This is a genomic window from Cellulomonas sp. URHB0016, from assembly GCF_054057935.1.
Genome location: NZ_JBSRZU010000001.1, coordinates 3,732,158 through 3,755,740 on the forward strand (window position 1 = coordinate 3,732,158; position 23,583 = coordinate 3,755,740).

The 23,583-nt window shown below is 70.6% G+C and carries 13 protein-coding genes and 3 rRNA genes; 11 read left to right on the forward strand and 5 right to left on the reverse strand.

Annotation, left to right across the window (positions count from 1 at the left end; all coding sequences use genetic code 11):
* Positions 1-51 precede the first annotated feature (51 nt).
* From ACVW07_RS17140 to ACVW07_RS17155, 4 genes are read left to right on the forward strand one after another with little or no spacing between them, the layout of a single operon-like run.
* On the forward strand, positions 52-357 hold the full coding sequence (locus ACVW07_RS17140) for a hypothetical protein (RefSeq protein ID WP_456820419.1): 306 nt from the start codon (positions 52-54) through the stop codon (positions 355-357).
* 9 nt (positions 358-366) lie between these two features.
* Positions 367-1,236, forward strand: a complete 870-nt coding sequence (locus ACVW07_RS17145) for an HAD family hydrolase (protein WP_456820420.1) — start codon at positions 367-369, stop codon at positions 1,234-1,236.
* A 15-nt stretch (positions 1,237-1,251) separates the two neighbouring features.
* On the forward strand, positions 1,252-2,076 hold the full coding sequence (locus ACVW07_RS17150; RefSeq protein WP_456820421.1) for an alpha/beta hydrolase: 825 nt from the start codon (positions 1,252-1,254) through the stop codon (positions 2,074-2,076).
* Positions 2,073-2,867 carry an alpha/beta fold hydrolase gene (locus ACVW07_RS17155; RefSeq protein ID WP_456820422.1) on the forward strand — a complete coding sequence of 265 codons (795 nt, stop codon included), beginning with the start codon at positions 2,073-2,075 and terminating at the stop codon, positions 2,865-2,867. The genes ACVW07_RS17150 and ACVW07_RS17155 overlap by 4 nt, the downstream gene beginning before the upstream one ends.
* A 146-nt stretch (positions 2,868-3,013) precedes the next feature.
* Here the strand turns inward: ACVW07_RS17155 and ACVW07_RS17160 are convergent, their stop codons facing one another.
* Complete coding sequence (locus ACVW07_RS17160; protein ID WP_456820423.1) at positions 3,014-3,439, reverse strand: hypothetical protein; 426 nt, start codon at positions 3,437-3,439, stop codon at positions 3,014-3,016.
* A gap of 10 nt (positions 3,440-3,449) precedes the next feature.
* On the reverse strand, positions 3,450-6,131 hold the full coding sequence (locus tag ACVW07_RS17165; RefSeq protein ID WP_456820424.1) for a hypothetical protein: 2,682 nt from the start codon (positions 6,129-6,131) through the stop codon (positions 3,450-3,452).
* A gap of 232 nt (positions 6,132-6,363) precedes the next feature.
* Here ACVW07_RS17165 and ACVW07_RS17170 point away from each other — a divergent pair, with 232 nt between their 5' ends.
* From ACVW07_RS17170 to rrf, 6 genes are all read left to right on the forward strand, one after another.
* Positions 6,364-8,238, forward strand: a complete 1,875-nt coding sequence (locus ACVW07_RS17170; RefSeq protein ID WP_456820425.1) for a hypothetical protein — start codon at positions 6,364-6,366, stop codon at positions 8,236-8,238.
* On the forward strand, positions 8,235-9,245 hold the full coding sequence (locus tag ACVW07_RS17175; protein WP_456820426.1) for a hypothetical protein: 1,011 nt from the start codon (positions 8,235-8,237) through the stop codon (positions 9,243-9,245). Before ACVW07_RS17170 ends, ACVW07_RS17175 begins: the two co-directional genes overlap by 4 nt.
* 76 nt (positions 9,246-9,321) lie before the next feature.
* Complete coding sequence (locus ACVW07_RS17180) at positions 9,322-10,260, forward strand: co-chaperone YbbN (protein ID WP_456820427.1); 939 nt, start codon at positions 9,322-9,324, stop codon at positions 10,258-10,260.
* A gap of 588 nt (positions 10,261-10,848) precedes the next feature.
* A 16S ribosomal RNA gene (locus ACVW07_RS17185) occupies positions 10,849-12,371 on the forward strand.
* Positions 12,372-12,800: 429 nt separating this feature from the next.
* Positions 12,801-15,910 (forward strand): 23S ribosomal RNA (locus ACVW07_RS17190).
* 75 nt (positions 15,911-15,985) lie between these two features.
* Positions 15,986-16,102: ribosomal RNA gene (rrf, locus tag ACVW07_RS17195) — 5S ribosomal RNA — on the forward strand.
* Together the 16S, 23S and 5S rRNA genes form the textbook arrangement of a ribosomal RNA operon.
* A gap of 251 nt (positions 16,103-16,353) precedes the next feature.
* Here rrf and glgB read toward each other — a convergent pair.
* The 3 genes from glgB to ACVW07_RS17210 form a co-directional block, all read right to left on the reverse strand.
* A complete protein-coding gene (glgB, locus tag ACVW07_RS17200; protein ID WP_456820428.1) occupies positions 16,354-18,543 on the reverse strand; it encodes a 1,4-alpha-glucan branching protein GlgB in 2,190 nt (729 codons plus the stop codon).
* Between the two features lie 97 nt (positions 18,544-18,640).
* Complete coding sequence (locus tag ACVW07_RS17205) at positions 18,641-19,537, reverse strand: LacI family DNA-binding transcriptional regulator (RefSeq protein ID WP_456820429.1); 897 nt, start codon at positions 19,535-19,537, stop codon at positions 18,641-18,643.
* Between the two features lie 52 nt (positions 19,538-19,589).
* Positions 19,590-22,154, reverse strand: a complete 2,565-nt coding sequence (locus ACVW07_RS17210; protein ID WP_456820430.1) for a glycoside hydrolase family 2 protein — start codon at positions 22,152-22,154, stop codon at positions 19,590-19,592.
* 190 nt (positions 22,155-22,344) lie between these two features.
* Between ACVW07_RS17210 and ACVW07_RS17215 the strand changes: the two genes are divergently transcribed.
* Positions 22,345-23,583, forward strand: coding sequence for an ROK family protein (locus tag ACVW07_RS17215; RefSeq protein WP_456820431.1), 1,239 nt, complete (start codon positions 22,345-22,347; stop codon positions 23,581-23,583).

Consider the following 23,583-nt stretch of genomic DNA (forward strand, 5'->3'; position numbering starts at 1 on the left):
CACCGCCGTGCCGGCGCGCACCGTCGGGCGAGGACCGGGGAGGATGGACCCATGCCGCGTAGCCGACGCTCGACGAAGCGCCCGTACGGCACCGCGCACGCCGAGCTCGACGTCGACCGGGCCACCGGGGGCCGCGCCGTCCAGACCGCGCCGGACGGGGAGTGGGTCGTCCAGCAGGTCCGCGGCTCGGAGCGCGAGTACCGCTGCCCCGGCTGCGACCAGCTCGTCGCGCCGGGTACGCCCCACGTCGTCGCGTGGCGCGTCGACGGACTGTTCGGCGCGGCCGTCGACGACCGACGGCACTGGCACTCGTCGTGCTGGCAGGCACGTGACCGGCGTGGCCCGACGAGGCGTTAGCGTGACCGCGTGACTCCCGAGCCGCACCCAGACCGGCACCCGGACCGGAACCGGCCGCCCCGGCTCGTCGCGTCCGACCTCGACGGCACGTTGCTACGACCGGACGGCACGGTCGCGCCCCGCACGGCCACCGCGCTGGTCCGGGCGGCGGAGCTCGGGATCGACGTCGTGTTCGTGACCGCTCGACCACCCCGCTGGCTCGCGGACCTGGCGCCGCACGTCGCGGGCCACGGCATCGCCATCTGCGCCAACGGCGCAGCGGTCGTCGAGGTGGCGAGCGACTCGGTCATCAGCGAGCACGGGATGTCCCCGCGTCTCGTCGCACAGGTCGCGCAGCGGCTGCGGGACGCGTGGGGTGCCGAGGACGTGCACCTCGCGGTGGAGAACGCCGCCGGTTTCGCCGCCGAGGTGGGCTACCGGTCGGAGCATCCGGTGCCGGCCGGCAGCGCAGTCGTCCATCGGATCGAGGACGTCCTGACGTCGTCGACGTTCAAGCTCCTGGTGCGCTCCTCCCGGACAGGGGGAGCGTCCTTCTCGCTCGACCTCGCCGACGTGCTCGGGGACGTCGCCGTCGTCTCCGACTCCGGCGCGCCCGACCTCGGCGAGATCTCCGGCCCCGGCGTGACCAAGGCCGCCACTCTCGCGCGCTGGGCCGGCGAGCGCGGCATCGCGGCCGACGACGTGTGGGCGCTCGGTGACGCGCCGAACGACCTGCCGATGCTCACCTGGGCGGGGCGGTCCTTCGCCGTGGCCAACGCCTTCCCCGAGGTCCTCGCGGCCGCGACCGACCGGTGCGCCTCGAACGCCGACGACGGCGCGGCCGACGTGCTCGAGCTCGCCGCGTCCCTCGCCGCCGACGCGAGCGCCGGCCGCCGCTGACCTAGGCTCGTGCCGATGACCACGCACACCGGACCTGCCGCCCAGCGGGGCGAGCGACACGGCGCACCGATCCGCTCACTCACCGTCCTGCCGGCCGCGCGCGAGGACATCGAGCTGCACACGGCCGACGGCCTGACGCTCGTCGGTGAGCTCGCCCTCCCGGTCGGCCCGGACGGCGCTCCGACCACACCGGCTGCGACCCTCGTGACGCTCCACCCGCTGCCCACGCACGGCGGGTACATGGACTCGCACGTCTACCGCAAGGCGGCGTGGCGGCTCCCCGCCCTCGCGGGCCTCGCGGTGCTCCGCTTCAACACGCGTGGCACCTCCAGCCCGCGCGGCACGAGCCAGGGCACGTTCGACGGCGGTGCGGCCGAGCGCTTCGATGTGCACGCGGCCATCGAGCTCGCCGAGTTCCGCGACCTGCCCCGCCGGTGGCTGGTGGGCTGGTCGTTCGGCACGGAGCTCGTCCTCATGCACGGACGGGACCCGTCGGTCGAGGGCGCGATCCTGCTGTCCCCACCGCTGCACCGCGCCACCGACGCCGACCTCGACGCCTGGGCGGACTTCGGCAGACCGCTCGTGGTCCTCGTGCCCGAGCACGACGACTACCTGCGACCCGACGAGGCTCGTGCCAGGTTCGCCCGTGTCCCGCAGGCCGAGGTGATCGGGGTGGACGGCGCGAAGCACCTGTGGGTGGGCGAGTCCGCGGTCCGCCGCGTGCTCGACGAGGTCGTCGCCCACGTGCTGCCCGGGCACGGCCCGCTCCCGACGCTCTGGGACGGCCCCAGCAGCACTGCTACCAGCGGGCTCGCGCCCGCCGGCGAGGAGGACGCATGACGCTGCACACCTACCGGACGGGTGGCTCCGGGCTGCCGCTCGTGCTCCTGCACGGCTTCCCGCTCGACCACCGGATGTGGGACGCCGCCGCGGAGCTGGTGCCGGGGGAGCGGCCCGTGCTGGCCGTCGACCTGCCGGGCACGATCTCCGACCGTGGCGAGCTGCCCGGCCCGTCGATCGAGGCGTCCGCCGACCGGGTGGCCAGCACGCTCCGGGCGGCAGGCATCGACCGCGCCGTCGTCGCCGGCCTGTCCATGGGCGGCTTCGTCGTGCTCGCGCTCCTGGAACGGCACCCGGACCTCGTCGCGGGCGCGGGACTGGTCAGCACGAAGTCCACGGCCGACGGCGAGGAAGCCCGCGCCAAGCGCCTGCGCATCGCCGACGAGTCCGAGTCGGGCGGCACGGTCGCCCCGGTCCGGCCGATGGCGGCCACGCTCGTCGGCGAGACCACCCGCTCGGCACGACCGGACATCGTCGCGACGATCGCCGCCTGGATCGACGAGCAGCGGCCGGACGGGATCGCCTGGTCGCAGCGCGCGATGGCCGCCCGCCCGGACCGCACGGAGGTGCTGCGCGGGTTCGCAGGCCCCGTCCTCGTCGTCGTCGGTGACGAGGACACCGCGACGCCGGTGGAGGCCGCCGAGCACATGCTGGCCGCGGCGCAGCAGGCTGTCCTCGTGGTCGTGCCGCACGCCGGCCACATGACAGCCCTGGAGGAGCCCGGCTCGGTCGCGGACGCGCTCGCCGAGCTCGCACAGCGCGCGGACACCGGGTCGTCGACGACGGCCTGACCGGCCGGCGTCGGGCACGCGCTGCGGCCGCGGGTCGTCCCGCTTCCACAACGGCCCGAGGAGGACGGGCCGACACGCCCGCCGATCCCGCCCGGCCCTGGACACCCCCGCCATGATGCGGGCGGGAGGCGCCCCACCCGGCGACGTCAGGCGTTCAGCACCCGGTCGAGCGCCTGCACGAGGTCCAGCGACTCGCCGTCCTTGCCGCCGGCTCCCAGCACGAGCGGCGGGTCCGACGGCACCGGCGTCACGCCGCGGAACCGGGCCGCCAGGCTCGGCGGTGCGGTCAGCACGTAGAACGCACCGCCCACGTCGACCGCGACCGACTCGTCGCGCCGCAGGTACCAGCCGCGCAGCGGCGTCCGGAAGCGTGACCGACCGTCGTAGCTGCGCGCACGCAGCTCGACGGGTGCCGGTCCGCGTGCCAGCGCCTGCTCCACGAACGCCGTGATGAGCGCGCGGGCGCGGGCCGACTCCGCGAGACGACGCTGCTCCAGGGCGTCCGCGTGCGCCTGGGCCGCGACCCGGCGGTCGTCACGCCAGCGTGCGGCCGCGTCGCGCTCCGAGGTCACGACCGGATGATCAGTGTCGGACGGCGGGCGCGTCGCCGTGTGCCTCCGCGGACCCCTGCCCGTCACCGCCGAGGGCCGCGTCCGGTTCGGGCGCACCGTGTGGACGCGCACCCTGCTGACCAGAGTCGTGCGGCGCGGACCCGGCCTTCTCGGACGCCGCCGGGGTGCCGGCCGCCGAGCCGTCCGGCACCTCGGCGGCCGAGGCTCCGGCGGGTGCCGGCACCACGGGGATCGCCGCGGAGACCGGTGCGGGACGTGACTTCGTCCGCGGCGCTGGCCGGGCTGCCTTCGAGGGCGCCTGCTGCGGCCTGTCGCCGCCACCGGCCGACGTCGGCCGTGGTGCACCGCTCCCCGTGGACGTGGCGCGCGCCGCAGGCGCACCCGCCTTCCGTGCCGCGGCGTCCGACCCGGTCGTACCGTCCGCCGGAGTCCCACTGTCCGCCGGAGTTCCGCTGCCCGACGTGGTGCCACTGTCCGCCGGAGTTCCACTGTCCGCCGCGGACCCGGTGTCCGCCGGCGTACCACTGTCCGCCGGGGACGCGGTGTCCGACGAGGTACTGCGGTCCCCTGCGGACGGGGTGTCCACCGGGGCGCTCGGGGAGGCGGTCGCCGCGTCGCTCCCGGTCGCAGGTGCGCCGCCCTGGCGCGCAGGTGCGTCCCCCGGGGCGGACTCTGCCCCTCCCTGGGTCGCCGCGGCGCCCGCTGTGTCGCCACCGGTCGCGCTCACCGCCGGTGCGCCACCGTTCGCGCTCACCGCGGGGGCCTTGCTCGGCGCGGAGGCCTTGCCGGGCCCCGAGCCCTTCCCCGAGCCGGCACCACCCTTGTCCTTCTCGAACGCCGCCTCGGCTCGCGCCGCCCGGTCGAGCGTCGCGCGGTCGGGGTTGTGTCCGAGCAGGTTCCGGAGCTCGTCGAGGTACGACGTGATGGACTCGCGCTGCCGGTTGAGGTCCTCCACCTGCCGGTTCGCCGTCGTGCGCTCCCGCTCGGACTCCGTCATGGCGTCGTTGATCTGCTTCTCGGCGTGCTCGCGGGCCTCGGCGACCACCCGGTCAGCGTTCCGTCGTGCGTTCGAGAGCAGCTCGCGGGCGTGCGACTCGGCGTCGGTCCGCACCTTCTCGGCCTGGGCCAGTGCCTTCGCGACGCGCTCCTCCGCCTCGGCCGCGTGGGCCTCGGCGTCGCGCACCAGGCGTTCGGTCTCGGCCCGAGCAGCCTCGTGGCGCTCGGCGTCGTCCCGCTCGGCGGCCTCGCGGCGGGACGCGATCGTCAGCTCTGCGTCGGCGAGCTGACGCTCCGCGGAGCCGATCTGCTCGTCGGCCTGGGCCTTCGCGGAGGCGAGCAGCTCCCCGGCCGTGCGCCGTGCCTCGGTGAGCGCCCGCTCCACGTCGAGGCGGGTCCGCTCCCTCAGCTCGGTCGTCTCGCGCTCGGTCGCGGCCCGCTGCTCGCTCGTCTCGCGCTGTGTGACCTCGCGCAGCTCGGTCGTCTCGCGGTCGGTGTGGTCCCACAGGGCGGTCGTCTCGTGGGCCGTCCGCTCGCGGAGCTCACCCGTCTCCCGGTCGGCCTGCGCACGCAGCTCGGCCGCATACTGCTCCGCCTCCGTCCGCACCGCCGCGACGGCCTGTTCCGACTCCGCGCGGACGGCGGCGAGCTCGTCCGAGGTCGCCGCCCGCAGCTCGCCCGTCTCTCGCTCGGCACTGGCCCGGACGAACGCGGCGTACTGCTCGGCCTCCGCCCGCAGCGCCGCGACCTCGGCGGCGACGCGCTGCTGCAGGGCTGCAGCCTCACGCTCCGCGGTGGCGCGCACGGTGTCTGCGTACTCCTGGGTCTGCACCCGCAGTGACGTGACCTCGGCGGCGGCCGCCTGCCGGGCGGTGCCGATCTCCAGCGCGGCTTCGGACCGCTGCTGGGCGACGTACCGGTCGACCTCGGCACGGGCGGCTGCGAGCTCGGCCTCGACGCGCTGACGCAGCTCGGTGGTGTCGGCGTCGGCGCTCTGTCGCAGGTCCTGCGCGTACCGTTCGGCCTCCTCGCGGGTGGCCGTCGTCTCCGCCTCGGTCCGCGACCGCAGCTCGCTCGCGGTGCGCTCCGTGGCGACCCGCAGCTGCGTCGCCTCGTGCTCGACGCTCGCCCGCAGCGTGCCCAGCTCGCGCTCGAGCGAGCTTCGCCGCTCCGCCTCCTCGGTCGTGATGGCGCTCTGGATCCGGGCGGCCTCACGCTCCGCCGACCCGACGAGCTCCTCGGCGCGGCGCTGCGCGGCGAGCAGGGTGCTCTCGGCCTCCGACGTCGCCGTGGTGCGCACCTCGTCGGCTTCGCGGCGTGCCGTGGCCAGCAGCTCGGCGACCTCGTTCTCGGCACGCGCCCGCAGCTGGCCCGACGCAAGCTTGGCGCGAGCGAGCGAGTCAGCGGCCTGCGCGTTCGCCTGGGTGACGACGTCGGACGACTGCTCCTCCGCGGAGCGCAGCAGCTGCTCGATCCGAGAACCGAGGCCCGAGTAGGTGGGGCGTTCGGCCTCGCGGAGCTGGCGGTGCGCCTCGGAGAGCTCGCCTGCGGCCTGCAGCGTCTTGGCGTCGAGGGCCTCGACCTGCTGGCGTGCGTCGGCGAGCGCCTTCTCCAGCGCGGAGATACGGGTGTCGACAGACTCGCGCTCGTATCCGCGGAAGTTGACGACGGGGAACGGGGTCCGGGCGTCGGGCACGGTGGGTCCTCCAGGTCGCGCGGGTCCCGGCGCGGTGCAGTCTCGGTCGAGCCGCTCGTCGACGGCCGGATCCCGCCTGTCAGAATACGCGTGACAGGCTCGGCGTCGCCTCGCGTGCCCGGCCTCCGAGAGGTCCGACATCAGGTCCACCCTCGGCCCGTGAAGACGCCCGTTTCGGACGGAGCGGGCGCCTCTGCCTATCCTGGGGCTTCTCTTCCCGGGAGGATCCTGCGTGCTCAAGCGACTGCTCACCGCCGCCATCGGCGTCGTCGGACTCGTCGTCGTCGCGCTCGGCATCGCCTCGGCGACGGTCTGGCGTGCGGACGACGTGCTCGTCGCCCAGTCCCACGGAGATGCCCGGACGCTGGTCACGGACCCGGGCGTGCTCGAGCTCGGTGGCGATCCCGTGACCGTCACCGTGCGCGTGCCGGACAAGAGCCGGGTCGTTCTCGCCGTGGGTCGGGACACCGACGTCGAGGGGTGGGTGGGTCCGGACGCGCACGACCGCGTCACGGGGCTGTCCTCGTGGGACCAGCTCGCCCTCAAGGGTGTGGAGCCGGACGTGACGCCTTCCCCGGCGCCGTCGGACGCGGCGGCACCGCCGACCCCCGCACCGACCGACGCCGCGGGGGTGACGGCGGCCGACGCGTCCACGGTCGCGGACCCGACCGGGTCCGACATGTGGGTCGCAGAGGCGGAGGGCAAGGGCAGCGCGACGCTGGTCTGGCATGCGCAGCCGGGCCGCTGGAGCCTGCTCGCCGTGAGCGCCGAGGGCGACGCGGTCCCGACGCTCTCCCTGGCGTGGCCGCGGGTCGTGACCACGCCGTGGCTCTGGCCGTGCGTCGTGGTCGGCGGCCTGCTCGTGCTCCTGTCCCTGGGCCTCGTGCTGCGCGGGGCGCTCCGTCGCCGGGCGGGCATCGTCGGCCCCCAGTGGCGGGACGTCGGCACCGGTCCGACTCCCACGGTGGAGCCGAGCCGCGCAGGGCTGCCCGCACTGACCCGCCGTCAGCTGCGCGAGGGCGCCGCGGCCGGGTCGTCCCGGCTCACCGAGCCCGCGGCCCCCCACAACCCGTCGGGCGACCGTGGAGCCGAGATGCCCGCTCCGGTCAGCACGACGGGAGCCCGCACGTCCGCGCCGGTCCCGGCGCGGACGGCGGAAGGACCCGGACTGACCGCCGTGACGGCGGCGTCGACCCGACGTGCGCTCCGCACCGGTTCCCAGCCCGCGGTGGCACCTGCCGGGCACGTGACCGACCAACCGCCCGACGCCGCCGCGGCCGCTCGCGTCGCCGGCCAGGCCAACCAGGCGCGCGTGCCGGTGGCCCCGTCGGGCGGACCGCCGAGCGAGTCAGCAGCCGCGTGGGGCTCCGCCTCGTCGAGGCCGGGCTCCACGACGCAGGGTCGCACCGGCGCCTGGACCCCAGGCCCGGCTCCGGCCACGGCACCGCATCCCGGGGTGCCGACCGGCGCCGGCGGACCGGGCGGGGACGCCGACCGGTCCGGGTCACGCCCTGGCGGCCGGACGGAGCCCGCCGAGGCCGTCCACGGCCGCCCGGCCTGGGCCACCGGACCGATTCCCGTCACCCGTCCCGGACCGGCGTCGGCCGGCCCTGGCCAGCCGGCGCCCGGCGCCGTGTCGGGCTCTCCCCGCCCTGCCGCGCCAGGCACTTCCGGACCGGGCGCGGTCCGTGCGGGCGCGGTCGGTGCGGCTGCGGGAGGTCCTGGCCCGGCGGGACGGGCCGCGTCGGGACCTGCTGCGGCGGGGCCGGGCACCGGCGCGTCGGGCCGTCCGACCGCATGGTCCGCAGCTCCACCGGCCCCCGGGCCGCGGTCCGTCCAGGGGAGCGGGAGCGGTTCGAGCGGACCTGACGGGCCTCGGTCGCACGTCGCGCACCGTCCCGCATGGCTGCACGAGCCCGGCACGCAGAGCCCCGCCGGGCAGCCGTCGCGCAGCACGGTCCCGCACGCCTCCGCACCGCAGGGCCCCGCGGACGAGGGCCCGGGAGACCAGGCAGGGTCGCGTGGCGATGCCTGGCGTCGGGCGTGGGGTCTGCCTCCGCTGGAGCACGACGGTCCGCAGGAACCGACGAGGGAGGAGGACCGATGACCCCGCGCTCAGTCCGGCAGTGGCATCGCAGGATCGGCGCAGCCCTGCTGCTGTCGATGGCCCTCGCAGCCTGCAGCAGCCCGTTGCCGCAGCCCGCGCCCGAGCCCGTGCCGCCCGTGGCGCCGGCGGCAGTCACGGTCGCGCAGTCGAACGACGTGCTGACCGACCTGGGCGCCGTCCTCAAGGAGGGCGACGCGATCCTCGACGCGAGCGGCCTGCCGCGGCGGGTCGAGGGGCCCGCACTCGCGATCCGGTCTGCCGAGTACGTGCGCGCCGGGGCGACCGGTGGTGCGAAGCCTCCGACCGCCCTGCCGACGACGGCCCAGGTGCAGATCGTCCCGCAGACCACCACCTGGCCCCGGACACAGCTCATCGTGACGACGCAGCCCGACGATCTGCAGGCGCCGCGGATCCTGGCGCTGGAGCAGTCGGCGCCCCGCGAGCCGTACCGGCTGTGGGGCTGGGCGCGGATGGGGCAAGGTGTGCAGATGCCACCTACTGCCGCACCGGCCACCGGCAGCCCCGTGCTGGCGCCGGACGCGACAGGTCTGGTCGTCACGCCGGCCGAGGCGATGGCGCAGTACGCGGACGTGCTGACCAACGGCGCCGCGTCGACGTTCGCGCCGACGTTCGCGCCCGACGCCTTCCGCGCCGGTATCGAGGCAGCCCGGGCCGCGACGGCGTCGGGCGTCGAGGCCGCCGGCACGGCGACCGAGACCTACACGCCGGAACCGGCTCCCCAGGTGAGCCTCGCGACGGTGGACGGGGGTGCGCTCGTCGTCGGCCACCTCACCACGGTCTCCACCGTGACGCTCACGGTCGCCGGCGGCACGATCCCCATCCAGGACCCGTTCTACGCCGCGCTGGCGGGCACCCAGTCGGCCGGCACCAGCTTCGTCCGCACGTTCAGCGACGTCCTCGTCATGTACGTGCCCCCCGCGGGCAGCGGCGCACCGGTCCAGGTGCTGGCGGCGGAGCACGCGGTCACGTCCGCGACCGCCTCCTGACCGCGCGCCCACCACAACTTCACGACCCCACCCGAGCCACGGGCGGTGCGTCCGCGCCGCCGAAGGGAGACGCCCCATGTCGCAGCCCACAGGACCACGGCCTCGACTCGACGCCCGCGGCGCGGTCGACCTGTCGGCCCTCGCCCGCCCCGCGACCCCGCCACCCGGCAGCCCGGGCGGACTGTCGGCGCCAGGCGCCTACGTCCAGGACGTCGACGAGGCGTCCTTCGGCGACATGGTCCAGCAGTCCACCACGTACCCGGTCGTCGTGGTCCTTTGGGCGTCGTGGAGCGAGGTCAGCTCGACGGTCGCCGCCGACCTGGCGGCGCTGGCCGACGAGGACGGCGGACGCTGGCTCCTGGCCCGGATCGACTCGGAGGCGAACCCCCAGGTCGCGGCGGCGTTCCAGGCACAGTCGGTGCCGACGGTGGTGGCCGTGCTGGCGGGTCAGCCGTTGCCGCTCTTCCAGGGCGCCTACCCGCGGGACCAGGTGCGAGCGGTGATCGACCAGGTCCTCGCCGCCGCGGAGGCCAACGGCATCACCGGTCGTGTGCCCCCCGCCGGCGCGCCCACGGAGCCCGCGGCCGAGCCCGAGCCGGCCCTCCCGCCCCTGCACCAGGCGGCCTACGACGCGATCGAGCGCGACGACCTCCCGGCGGCGACGGCCGCATACGAGCAGGCGCTCCGGGAGAACCCGCGGGACGCCCTCGCCCGTGCCGGCCTCGCGCAGGTCGCTCTTCTCGACCGGACGCGTGACGTCGACCCACGTGCGGCGCGCGAGCTGGGGGCTCGACAGCCGGCCGACGTGGACGCCCAGCTCGCGGTCGCCGACGTGGATGTGCTCGGCGGACAGGTGGACGACGCGTTCGCGCGCCTGGTCGACCTGCTGCGCTCGGTGTTCGGCCCGGACCGGGAGCGTGTACGGCTGCGCCTCGTCGACCTGTTCGAGGTGGTGGGCGGTGACGACCCGCGGGTCGTCACCGCGCGCCGTGCGATGGCGAGCGCCCTGTACTGACCCGTTCGGGACGGGCCCCGTCCGGGCCGATCCCGGCGGGCCGAGGTCCCCGACGGCGCGCCCGCACCGGTGCCGACGGGACGGTGACGGGCGTCACCTTGACCGGATTTGCTCTTCGGCTCGACGGCTGCGTAATGTTCTCGATGTCGCCCGGCAGGGAGGAACGGACACCGAAGATCAACTCGGTGGCTGGTCCCCCGGGCAGACAGCCTCGGACACCTCGACCGGCGACACGATCGTCGGTCATCGAGAGTGTCCGGACCAGGGACCTCGTCCTCGCCACAAGCTTGCCTGACAGGGAAGTTTGACGCGGTGGGCCGGCTCCGCTAAGTTAGAGCAGTTGCCTCCGGGCGGGTCGAGAGACCGAAACGGATGCGCGTCTGTTCCTTGAGAACTCAACAGTGTGCCAAGTAGTCGATGCCAAGATGGTCCATCGCAGTGATGTGGTGGGTCTTGGTTGAGATGCGAGTCGTGATACCCGCCTCCGTGGGTGGGCGGCTCGAATACAGCCGAATCTGATTGGTCCTTCGGGACTGTTTCGTGTGTCGGTTGCCGGTCCGCTTTGGTGGTGCCGGTGCCATGTAGACATTTACGGAGAGTTTGATTCTGGCTCAGGACGAACGCTGGCGGCGTGCTTAACACATGCAAGTCGAACGGTGATGGCCAGCTTGCTGGTCTGATCAGTGGCGAACGGGTGAGTAACACGTGAGCAACCTGCCCTTGACTCTGGGATAACCACGGGAAACGGTGGCTAATACCGGATATGAGACGTACACGCATGTGTGGCGTCTGGAAAGATTTATCGGTCAAGGATGGGCTCGCGGCCTATCAGCTTGTTGGTGGGGTAATGGCCTACCAAGGCGACGACGGGTAGCCGGCCTGAGAGGGCGACCGGCCACACTGGGACTGAGACACGGCCCAGACTCCTACGGGAGGCAGCAGTGGGGAATATTGCACAATGGGCGCAAGCCTGATGCAGCGACGCCGCGTGAGGGATGACGGCCTTCGGGTTGTAAACCTCTTTCAGCAGGGAAGAAGCGCAAGTGACGGTACCTGCAGAAGAAGCGCCGGCTAACTACGTGCCAGCAGCCGCGGTAATACGTAGGGCGCAAGCGTTGATCCGGAATTATTGGGCGTAAAGAGCTCGTAGGCGGTTTGTCGCGTCTGCTGTGAAAACCTGAGGCTCAACCTCGGGCTTGCAGTGGGTACGGGCAGACTAGAGTGCGGTAGGGGTGACTGGAATTCCTGGTGTAGCGGTGGAATGCGCAGATATCAGGAGGAACACCGATGGCGAAGGCAGGTCACTGGGCCGCAACTGACGCTGAGGAGCGAAAGCATGGGGAGCGAACAGGATTAGATACCCTGGTAGTCCATGCCGTAAACGTTGGGCACTAGGTGTGGGGCTCATTCCACGAGTTCCGTGCCGCAGCAAACGCATTAAGTGCCCCGCCTGGGGAGTACGGCCGCAAGGCTAAAACTCAAAGAAATTGACGGGGGCCCGCACAAGCGGCGGAGCATGCGGATTAATTCGATGCAACGCGAAGAACCTTACCAAGGCTTGACATACACCGGAAAAGTGCAGAGATGCGCTCCCCGCAAGGTCGGTGTACAGGTGGTGCATGGTTGTCGTCAGCTCGTGTCGTGAGATGTTGGGTTAAGTCCCGCAACGAGCGCAACCCTCGTCCTATGTTGCCAGCGGGTTATGCCGGGGACTCATAGGAGACTGCCGGGGTCAACTCGGAGGAAGGTGGGGATGACGTCAAATCATCATGCCCCTTATGTCTTGGGCTTCACGCATGCTACAATGGCCGGTACAAAGGGCTGCGATACCGCGAGGTGGAGCGAATCCCAAAAAGCCGGTCTCAGTTCGGATTGGGGTCTGCAACTCGACCCCATGAAGTCGGAGTCGCTAGTAATCGCAGATCAGCAACGCTGCGGTGAATACGTTCCCGGGCCTTGTACACACCGCCCGTCAAGTCACGAAAGTCGGTAACACCCGAAGCCGGTGGCCCAACTCGTAAGAGAGGGAGCTGTCGAAGGTGGGACTGGCGATTGGGACTAAGTCGTAACAAGGTAGCCGTACCGGAAGGTGCGGCTGGATCACCTCCTTTCTAAGGAGCATCTGGCAGCCGTGCTCGCCTGTCATGGGTGGGTGCAGGGTGTCCAGGCCCGCACACACGGCGAACGATCGTGTGGTGGTGCTCGAGGGTGGAACATCGACTATGGCCGGCCTGGTGCCGGTGGTTGCTCTAGTACGCCTGCCGTTCGCGGTGGGGAGGGAACGAGTGGATCGCCGGATGATCTGGGTGGGCTTGGCACGCTGTTGGGTCCTGAGGGAACAGCCGGAAGGTTGGGAACTTGGGGTCGAGTCGCGCACTGTCGCCGCCTGTGGGTGGGGGTGGTGCGCGTCGGCCTGCGGGCCGCCTGGTCCTTCGAACCGCTCACCGTGTGGTGGGTAGGCGGGGGAGTGTAAGGGCGAGTCACCCGGTCGTAGCTTGAGAACTGCACAGTGGACGCGAGCATCTTTGAATGATCTTTGTGGTCAAGTTTATAAGGGCACAGGGTGGATGCCTTGGCACTAGGAGCCGAAGAAGGACGTTGTAGCCTGCGATAAGCCTCGGGGAGTTGGCAAACGAACCGTGATCCGAGGATGTCCGAATGGGGAAACCCCGCACGAGTCATGTCGTGTGACCCGCACCTGAATATATAGGGTGTGTGGAGGGAACGGCGGGAAGTGAAACATCTCAGTACCGCCAGGAAGAGATATTCCGTGAGTAGTGGCGAGCGAAAGCGGATCAGGCCAAACCGTCTACGTGTTCAAGCCGGCAGGCGTTGCGTATGCGGGGTTGTGGGACCTTGCTGTTGGTTCTGCCGAACCGACAGGGAGTCAGAAAGTCGCGTCATAGTCGAAGGGCATTGAAAGGCCCGGCACAGAGGGTGTGACCCCCGTAGACGAAATGGCGTGGCCTCCCGTGAGGGATCCCAAGTAGCTCCGGGCCCGAGAAACCTGGAGTGAATCTGCACAGACCACTGTGTAAGCCTAAATACTACCTAGTGACCGATAGCGGACAAGTACCGTGAGGGAAAGGTGAAAAGTACCCCGGGAGGGGAGTGAAATAGTACCTGAAACCGTGTGCCTACAATCCGTCGGAGCCTCCCTAGCAGGGGTGACGGCGTGCCTTTTGAAGAATGAGCCTGCGAGTTAGTGGTACGTGGCGAGGTTAACCCGTGTGGGGAAGCCGTAGCGAAAGCGAGTCCGAATAGGGCGTCTCAGTCGCGTGCTCTAGACCCGAAGCGGAGTGATCTAGCCATGGGCAGGGTGAAGCGCGGGTAAGACCGCGTGGAGGCCCGAACCCACCAGGGTTGAAAACCTGGGGGATGACCTGTGGTTAGGGGTGAAAGGCCAATCAAACTCCGTGATAGCTGGTTCTCCCCGAAATGCATTTAGGTGCAGCGTCACGCGTTTCTTGCCGGAGGTAGAGCTACTGGATAGCCGATGGGCCCCACCAGGTTACTGACGTTAGCCAAACTCCGAATGCCGGTAAGCCAGAGCGTGGCAGTGAGACTGCGGGGGATAAGCTCCGTAGTCGAGAGGGAAACAGCCCAGACCACCAGCTAAGGCCCCTAAGCGTATGCTAAGTGGGAAAGGATGTGGAGTTGCACAGACAACCAGGAGGTTGGCTTAGAAGCAGCCACCCTTGAAAGAGTGCGTAATAGCTCACTGGTCAAGTGATTCCGCGCCGACAATGTAGCGGGGCTCAAGCATACCGCCGAAGCTGTGGCATTCACACGATAACTAAGCCTTCGTGGTTCAGGTGTGTGGATGGGTAGGGGAGCGTCGTGTGGCGAGTGAAGTCGCGGGGTGACCCAGCGGTGGACGCTACACGAGTGAGAATGCAGGCATGAGTAGCGAATGACGGGTGAGAAACCCGTCCGCCGAATGACCAAGGGTTCCAGGGCCAGGCTAATCCGCCCTGGGTAAGTCGGGACCTAAGGCGAGGCCGACAGGCGTAGTCGATGGACAACGGGTTGATATTCCCGTACCGGCGAAGAACCGCCCATACCGAGCCCGGTGATGCTAAACGACCGAGCCGGCACACCACCCCTTCGGGGGTACCGTGCCGGGGAGCTCGTGACCCGAACCGGTAGTAGGTAAGCGTATTAACAGGGGTGACGCAGGAAGGTAGCCGTGCGTGGCGATGGTAGTCCACGTCCAAGGTCGTAGGGCGAGAGGTAGGCAAATCCGCCTCTCATGAAGCCTGAGAGCTGATGGTGACCGCGAACGCGGGAAAATGGTGATCCTATGCTGCCAAGAAAAGCCTCGACGCGAGGTTCTAGCCGCCCGTACCCCAAACCGACTCAGGTGGTCAGGTAGAGAATACCAAGGCGATCGAGAGAATCGTGGTTAAGGAACTCGGCAAAATGCCCCCGTAACTTCGGGAGAAGGGGGGCCTGAAGCGTGAACCGACTAGCTCGGGGAAGCGTGAAGGGCCGCAGAGACCAGGGAGAAGCGACTGTTTACTAAAAACACAGGTCCGTGCGAAGTCGCAAGACGATGTATACGGACTGACGCCTGCCCGGTGCTGGAAGGTTAAGAGGACGGGTCAGCCGCAAGGCGAAGCTCAGAATTTAAGCCCCAGTAAACGGCGGTGGTAACTATAACCATCCTAAGGTAGCGAAATTCCTTGTCGGGTAAGTTCCGACCTGCACGAATGGCGTAACGACTTCTCCGCTGTCTCAACCGCGAACTCGGCGAAATTGCACTACGAGTAAAGATGCTCGTTACGCGCAGCAGGACGGAAAGACCCCGGGACCTTTACTATAGCTTGGTATTGGTGTTCGGTGCGGCTTGTGTAGGATAGGTGGGAGACTGTGAAGCCGGCACGCCAGTGTCGGTGGAGTCAACGTTGAAATACCACTCTGGTCGCTCTGGATATCTAACCTCGGTCCGTGATCCGGACCAGGGACAGTGCCTGGTGGGTAGTTTAACTGGGGCGGTTGCCTCCTAAAATGTAACGGAGGCGCTCAAAGGTTCCCTCAGCCTGGTTGGCAATCAGGTGGCGAGTGCAAGTGCACAAGGGAGCTTGACTGTGAGACTGACAGGTCGAGCAGGGACGAAAGTCGGAACTAGTGATCCGGCGGTGGCTTGTGGAAGCGCCGTCGCTCAACGGATAAAAGGTACCCCGGGGATAACAGGCTGATCTTGCCCAAGAGTCCATATCGACGGCATGGTTTGGCACCTCGATGTCGGCTCGTCGCATCCTGGGGCTGGAGTAGGTCCCAAGGGTTGGGCTGTTCGCCCATTAAAGCGGTACGCGAGCTGGGTTTAGAACGTCGTGAGACAGTTCGGTCCCTATCCGCTGCGCGCGCAGGAAACTTGAGAAGGGCTGTCCCTAGTACGAGAGGACCGGGACGGACGAACCTCTGGTGTGCCAGTTGTTCCGCCAGGAGCACGGCTGGTTGGCTACGTTCGGAAGGGATAACCGCTGAAAGCATCTAAGCGGGAAGCCTGCTTCAAGATGAGGTTTCCACGGGGACTTGATCCCTGAGAGGCACCCAGCTAGACCACTGGGTTGATAGGCCGGATGTGGAAGAGGGGACGAAAGACCCTCGCAGCTGACCGGTACTAATATGCCGACAACTTCACCACCTTCATTCATTGCTACGCGTCCACTGTGCGGTTCCCGAGAGACGAACGGGAACCCGTTTGACAACTCGACAACGTTACGGCGGTCATAGCGAAGGGGAAACGCCCGGTCCCATTCCGAACCCGGAAGCTAAGCCCTTCAGCGCCGATGGTACTGCACTCGCCAGGGTGTGGGAGAGTAGGACGCCGCCGGACACTCATTCAGAAAGAGCCACCCCTCCGGGGGTGGCTCTTTCTGTTTACCCAAACGTCCCGAGGTCGGTTTCCCCAAGGGCGCCCGGGACAATCCGGGCCGGCCGGAGAGATGCATATGCATCGGGGACCGGTCCCATCCATCGCGACAAGGACGCCAGGGATGGCCGGTGAGGCTCGCCGCGGACGGGGCGTTGCCCCGTAGCCCGGGGTTCAGGTTGATGGGCTCCAGGCTACGAGGCCAGACGTGCCGGTCAGGCGGGGTCGGAGATGAACAGGACGGCGCCCAGCGGCGGTACGCGGATCGTGGCGGAGTACAGCCGGCCGTAGTGCGGCTCGGTGGTGGCCTCGATCTCCCCGAGGTTGCCGACGCCGGAACCCCCGTAGGCGACGGAGTCGGAGTTGTAGGCCTCGCGCCAACGCCCGGCTTTCGGCAGGGCGAGACGGTAGCTCTCGTGCGGGACGCCGGAGAAGTTGACGACCACCGCGACGTCCGGGCTGTCGGTCCCCTTGCGCAGGTACGCGAGCAGGTTGTGGTCCGCGGCGTCGGAGTCGATCCACTCGAATCCGTCTGGCGTGTGGTCGAGCTCCCACAGCGCCGGCGTCTTCCGGTAGAGGGCGTTGAGGTCGCGGAGGGCGTCCCACACGCCGTGGTGGCTGGCGTCGAAGTCCAGCGCGCCCCAGTCGATCGACTTGCCCTCGGCCCACTCGGTGCGCTGTGCGAACTCGGAGCCCATGAACAGGAGCTGCTTGCCGGGGTGGGTCCACTGGTACGCCAGCAGGAGGCGGACGCCGGCGAGCTTCTGCCAATGGTCACCAGGCATGCGGCCGTACAGGGAGCCCTTGCCGTGCACGACCTCGTCGTGGCTGATCGGGAGGATGAAGCGCTCGGAGTAGGCATAGACCATCGAGAACGTGATCTCGTGGTGGTGATAACGACGATGGATGGGTTGCTCGGCGAGGTAGCGGAGCGTGTCGTTCATCCAGCCCATGTTCCACTTGAGGCCGAACCCGAGTCCGTCGCTGTTGGTCGGGGCGGTGACGCCCGGCCAGGCGGTGGACTCCTCGGCGATCATCATGGTGCCGGGGGCGCGCCGGTAGGCGGTCGCGTTGGCCTCCTGGAGGAACGAGATCGCTTCGAGGTTCTCGCGGCCGCCGTACTTGTTGGGCCGCCACTGTCCCGGGCGGCGGGAGTAGTCCAGGTACAGCATCGACGCGACGGCGTCGACGCGGAGGGCGTCGACATGGAACACCTCGAGCCAGTAGACGGCGTTGGCGACGAGGAAGTTGCGGACCTCGACCCGTCCGAAGTTGAAGACGTACGTGCCCCAGTCGGGGTGCTCTCCGAGCAGCGGGTCGGGGTGCTCGTACAACGACGTGCCGTCGAAGTGGGCGAGCGACCACTCGTCCTTCGGGAAGTGTGCAGGTACCCAGTCCACGATGACGCCGATGCCGGCGCGGTGCAGGGTGTCGACGAGGAACCGGAAGTCGTCGGGATGGCCGAAGCGGGACGTCGGCGCGAAGTACGACGACACCTGGTATCCCCACGAGCCGCCGAACGGGTGCTCCGCGACCGGCAGGAACTCGACGTGCGTGAAGCCGAGGGCCAGCACGTACTCGGTGAGCTGGTTCGCGAGCTCGCGGTAGGACAGGCCGAGGCGCCAGGAGCCGAGGTGGACCTCGTAGATGCTCATGGGTCCGGTGTGCGGGTCCCGCTGGGCGCGGGCGGTCATCCACTCGTCGTCGGACCACTCGAAGCGGGTCTCGACGACCACGGAGGCGGTCGCGGGCGGGACCTCGGTGCCCTGCGCGAGGGGATCGGCCTTCTGCCGCCACGACCCGTCCTGGCCCAGGATCTCGAACTTGTACCGTGCCCCGGCGGTCACGCCGGGTGCGAAGACCTCCCACACGCCGCTGTCGCCGAGGGAGCGCATCGCGTGGGTCGCGCCCTGCCAGTGGTTGAAGTCGCCGACCACGCGCACGGCCCGTGCGCTGGGTGCCCAGACGGCGAAGGACGTGCCCTGGACCTCGCCCAGCACCCCCGGGTACGTCCGGACGTTCGCGCCGAGCACCGTCCACAGCTGTTCGTGGCGGCCCTCACGGATGAGGTGGCGGTCGAGCTCCTGGACGGTGGGCAGGAAGCGGTACGGGTCGTCCACGAGCGTCGCGCGACCGTCGTACGTCACCTCGATGCGGTAGTCGGGCACGTCGGTACCCGGGAGCACGGCGACCCAGATGCCGTCCTGCTCGTGCCGGGCGGCCACCCGGGTGTCGGGCGTGATGACCACGACCTTCTCGGCGAGCGGGCGCAGCGTGCGGATCGTGACGCCACCGTCCGCGACGTGGGGACCGAGGACGCCGTGGGGGTCGTAGTGGGCGCCTTCGGCGATGGTGCGCAGGGTGTCGGGGTCGACGGGTACCGGGGAGGGCGCGGCCTGGCTCATCCCCCTACCCAACCACCCGGAGGGGGTACGTGCAGGTGGACCTGCCGAACGAACGCGCCGGTCATCGCGCGGACAGGACGCCCGGTGCCTGGGCGGGTCAGCTCGGCCGGCCCCCGGCGTCGGACGGGGCAGCGGGGCGGTCAGACCGCGGGCGACGTGCGGGCGCCGTGCTCCCGCGGGAGATGAGGCAGGGCAGGGGAGCGCTCGACGAGACGACGGCCCCTGAGGCGAGGAGGTTGAGCACGCTGTCGGCGACCTGCACCCCCATGCCGTGCACGTCGAGGCTCATGGCGGACAGCGGGGGGTGCGACAGGCGGCACAGGGCGGAGTCGTCCCAGGCCAGGAGCGAGAGCCGCTCGGGGACCGTGATGCCGAGCTCGCCGGCGACACGGAGTCCGGCGACGGCCATGACGTCGTTGTCGTAGATGATGGCGGACGGTGCCGAACCGCGGCCGAGCAGGGTGCGCGTCGCACGGACGCCCGACTCCTCGCCGTAGTCGCCCTCCAGCACGCTGCCCTGGGCGCCCAGCCGGGCGCACTCGCTGACGAACGCCTCCGTGCGCGCCTGGGTGTGCGCGAGGCGGCGCGGCCCGGACACGCGTCCGAGCCGGACATGGCCGAGGGCGACGAGGTGGCCCACGGCGTCGCGCATCGCCTGGGCGTTGTCGATCCACACGTGGGACACGGGCATCTCGCGGGTCGGTCCGCCGACCACGACCGTGGGGATGCCGAGCTCCTGGAGCACGTCCAGCCGGGTGTCCTCCACGGCCACGTTCACCACCACGACGGCGTCGACGAGCTGACCCTCGCCCCACCGGCGGTACGCGCGGATCTCCGCCTCCTGGTCCGGCACCACGTGCAGGAGGAGCGAGCGGCCCTCGACGGCGATCGACTCCTCGATGCCGGCGATCAGCTCCATGAAGAAGGGCTCGAGTCCGAGCATCCGGGCGGGCCTGGCCAGCACCAGGCCGACCGCGTCCATCCGTGGGGTCACGCTCGCCAGCGTAACGGCGGAGCGCACCTGGCCCGCGCCCCTCCGGTGGGCGTCAGGCGGTGCCGGGCCGTGGCAGTGACCCGTTCGAGCGCGCGCTCGCGACGGCGGACGCCGGTGGTGCAGGAACGACGACGTCGTTGGCCGTGCGGAGCACGGGGTGGCGGGTCAGCGCCTGCGGGTCGAACCGGCCGAGCGTGCGGACGTGGAAGCTCACGGAGGTCCCGGCGGGGACGTCGACCACGGCGTCGTCCACGACGGCGTCCGGATCGAGGCGGTCGACGAGAAGGGTGACCGCCCGGGCCAGCGACGTGGCGTGCACGTCGACGCGGTAGCCGTCCTGCTCGGGGCTCACGGTGGCGCGCAGCGGTCGAGGGTCCAGCCGCAGGTCGACGTCGTCGACCCACGTGTGCACCGTCCTCACGTCATGGAGCCCGTCCGCGAGCACGGCGACGAGCGCCTCCGTCGTCGCGTTTTCGGGCTCAGCGACGTCGTCGGGCAGGGCGAAGAGGCCGACCGACCACGCACCGACCGCGAGGGTGAGATCGACCCCGGACAGCACGGTGCCGTCGAGCTGCTGCCGTGAGACGTGGACGGCACCCTGCCAGATGGCTGGGGTGTCGTTCACGACCGCCAGCCTGAGCCGACCGTCGCGGCGCTGGACCGTGAGCGTCCTCGGCCGGTACGCGTGCTTGAGCGCGTACCAGAGCGGCTTGGCGCGCTCGTCGCCGTCGACCGCGGACCAGGACGTCACGGGCCAGCAGTCGTTGAGCTGCCAGACGATCGCCCCTGCCGTGCGCGGCCACCACGACCGGTAGTGCTCGATCGCGAACCGGACCGCACGCGCCTGGTTGAGCTGGGTGGCCCAGTGCCAGTCGACGAAGTCGTCGGGCACGCCGAGGTGCGGTGCGAGACCCCGGTCGAGCTTCCCGTTGCCGTCGTCCGCCTTCTGGTGCAGCAGGAAGGCGGGGTCGTCCTTGGTGAGCGCGTCGCCGACCACCGGGCGGACGGCTCGGGTGAGCGTGGCCCACGTCGGCGGACCCTGGAACCCGAACTCCGAGCAGAACCGCGGCACCTCGTCGCCGTACGCGGTCCAGTCGACGCGGTTCCACACCTCCCACTGGTGGTGGGTGCCGTGGGCGGGATCGTTGGGGTGGACGTCGTCGAGGGCGTGGCCGGGGGAGGACGGCGAGCCGTCGGAGTACGGACGCGTCGGGTCGAGCTCCGCGACGACGCCCTTGAGCAGCTGCGTGGCGTACCGGTAGCCCCAGGTGCGGCCACCGAGCGCCCCCTGCCAGCCCCAGTCCACGAAGCCCCACAGGTTCTCGTTGCCGCCGTTCCACAGCACGAGCGACGGGTGCGGCGTGAGCCGGGCGACGTGCTCGCGGGCCTCCGCCTCCAGCTCGTCCCAGAGGGGCTGCTCCTCGGGGTATGCCGCGCAGGCGAGCAGGAAGTCCTGCCACACCAGCACGCCTCGCTCGTCGCACAGCTCGTAGAAGTCCTCGGACTCGTAGATCCCGCCGCCCCACACGCGCAGCAGGTTGAGGTGGGCGTCGACGGCCTGGTCGATGCGGTGCGCCAGCCGTTCGCGGGTGATGCGGGTGAGCAGGTGGTCGTCCGGGATCCAGTTCGCGCCCTTGACGAAGATCGGCCGGCCGTTGACGCGGAAGGTGAACGGCGTGCCGTCCTCGTCCGGCGCCGTGTCGAGCTCGACCGTCCGGAAGCCCACGCGTCGGGTCCACGTGTCCAGCGCAGCGGGCCGCTCGGCGTCCGGGTCCACGAGCACCACGGAGAGCTCGGACAACGGCTGCGCGCCATGGCCGGTGGGCCACCACAGCGCGACGTGCGGGACCTCGAGCGTGACGACGCCCGACGACGTGCCGACGGGGAGGGTCATCGTCGCCTCGGCGCCACCCACCTGGGCGCGCACGACCAGCGGGACGTCGGCTCCGGGCAGGCCGGAACGCTCGACGTCGACGTGCACGGCCACGTGGCCGGTGCCCTCGCTGTCGACCGTCACCAGGGGGCGGACGGAGGCCAGCCGCGCCACCCGCCAGCGCTCCACCGTGACCGGCCGCCACAGGCCGGCGGTCTGCAGGTCCGGTCCCCAGTCCCAGCCGAACGAGCAGGCCATCTTCCGGACCATGTTGAACGGCTGCTCGTACGCGAGCGGGCGGGCGCCCAGCCGCTCGGCCTCGGCCTCGGCGTGCCCGAGCGCCGAGGTGAGCGCGACCCGCAGCCGCTGGGTGGCCGGGCGGACGAGGTCGCGCAGGTCGAACCGGAACGACCGGTGCATGTTGGCGGTGCGACCGAGCTCGTGGTCGTCGAGCGTGATCACCGCGACGGTGTCGACGCCCTCGAGCACCAGGTCGACGCGCTCGTCGGTCTCTGGCGGGGCGAGGTGCAGGTCGCGTTCGTACAGCCAGTCGGCGCGACGCATCCACGCCACGGTCTCCTCGTGCCGGTCGAGGTAGGGGTCCGGGATCAGGCCCGCGCCGAGCAGGGCCGTGTGGCTCGTGCTCGGCACGTGCGTGCGGACGCGGCGGCCGACGAGGTCCTCGGGGACCGTGCTCCCGACGGCCGTGACCGTCCAGCCGTCGAACAGGGCGTGCGTGTGCATGGGAGCTCCAGGTCGTGGCAGGGGCGCTGCTGTGGCACGAACGCCGGGTTGCCGATGGCTCGTGCGGCTGCCGGACGGCATTGTTCGGCAAGTGAACAAAGTAAGTCAACGCTCGTGTCGCGGCCACCGACGTCGCCGGCTCCGGTCGTTATGGTGGGCGCGGTCCGTGCATCGTTGGAAGGGGAGACCTGTGAGGAGATCGCAGCCCGGGCTCGGCGCCGCCCACGCGTCCAGCCGTGCAGCGATCCTCGACCTGATCCGGGCGTCCGGCACCATCAGCCGGGTCGAGCTCACGCGCGCGACGGGGCTCACCGCAGCGACGATCTCCACCGTCGTCCGCCGGCTGATCGACGACGGGCTCGTCCTGGAGGTCGGCCGCGCCGAGTCGACCGGCGGCAAGCCGCGCATGCTTCTCGAGCTCGACCCCCTGGCCCGGTACGCCGTCGGCGTCCACCTCGACCACGCCGGCATCACCTACGTGATCGCCAACCTGGGTGGCGCCATCGTCGCCCGCTGGAAGCGGCCCGGCGCCGGCTCGGACGACCCGGGCGAGGTCGTCGACCGCATCGCCGGCGAGATCTCCGCCACCGTCGCGCGCGTCGGCGTCGACCCCGCCCGGCTGCTCGGGCTCGGCGTGGTGTCGCCGGGACCGATCTCGACGTCGACCGGCATGACGCTCACGCCGCCGGTCATGCAGGCGTGGACGGAGTTCCCGCTCGCCGCCGCCCTCGAGGACGCGGTCGGCCTGCCCGTGCTGCTCGACAACGACGCCACCGCGGCCGCGATCGGGGAGTACTGGTCCGGCGGCATCGCCGCGGGGGCGGCGTTCGCGGCGCTCTACATGGGCACCGGGATCGGCGCCGGGATCATCGTCGACGGCACCGTCTACCGCGGGTCCAGCTCGAACGCGGGCGAGATCGGCCACATCTGCGTCGACCTCGACGGGCCGCCGTGCTGGTGCGGTGGCGTCGGCTGTGTCGAGGCGCTCGCGGGCCCCGCAGCCGTGGTGGCGGCCGCGCGGGAAGCCGGCGTCGAGCTACCCGGTCGGGTGGTGTCCGAGGACTTCGCGGTGCTCGCCCGTGCTGCGGCGAGGGGCGAGCAGCAACCGATGGAGCTCCTGCAGCGGTCCGCCCGCTACGTCGGCGTCGCCGCCCAGACCCTCGCCAACGTCCTCGACCTGGAGCTCGTGGTGCTCACCGGGCCGGCGTTCGCGCTCGCCGGTTCGCTGTACGTGCCCGAGGTGGAAAGGCGTCTGGCGCGGTCGTTCTTCGCACGCGGCAGCCACCCCGTGCGTGTGGCCATCTCGACGAATGCGCCCGAGGCCGCCGCCGTCGGTGCGGCAGCACTCGTGCTGCAGAGCGAGCTCGCTCCTCGGCGGGCCGGGATGCGGATGCCCGAACGGTCTCTCGAGGTGCCGACCGGGACGTGA

Bases quoted from the DNA above. Each gene is read 5' to 3' on its own strand.
- ACVW07_RS17140 (WP_456820419.1), top strand. From the start codon at position 52: ATGCCGCGTAGCCGACGCTCGACGAAGCGCCCGTACGGCACCGCGCAC.
- ACVW07_RS17150 (WP_456820421.1), top strand. From the start codon at position 1,252: ATGACCACGCACACCGGACCTGCCGCCCAGCGGGGCGAGCGACACGGC.
- ACVW07_RS17155 (WP_456820422.1), top strand. From the start codon at position 2,073: ATGACGCTGCACACCTACCGGACGGGTGGCTCCGGGCTGCCGCTCGTG.
- ACVW07_RS17175 (WP_456820426.1), top strand. From the start codon at position 8,235: ATGACCCCGCGCTCAGTCCGGCAGTGGCATCGCAGGATCGGCGCAGCC.
- ACVW07_RS17180 (WP_456820427.1), top strand. From the start codon at position 9,322: ATGTCGCAGCCCACAGGACCACGGCCTCGACTCGACGCCCGCGGCGCG.
- glgB (WP_456820428.1), bottom strand. From the start codon at position 18,543: ATGAGCCAGGCCGCGCCCTCCCCGGTACCCGTCGACCCCGACACCCTG.
- ACVW07_RS17210 (WP_456820430.1), bottom strand. From the start codon at position 22,154: ATGCACACGCACGCCCTGTTCGACGGCTGGACGGTCACGGCCGTCGGG.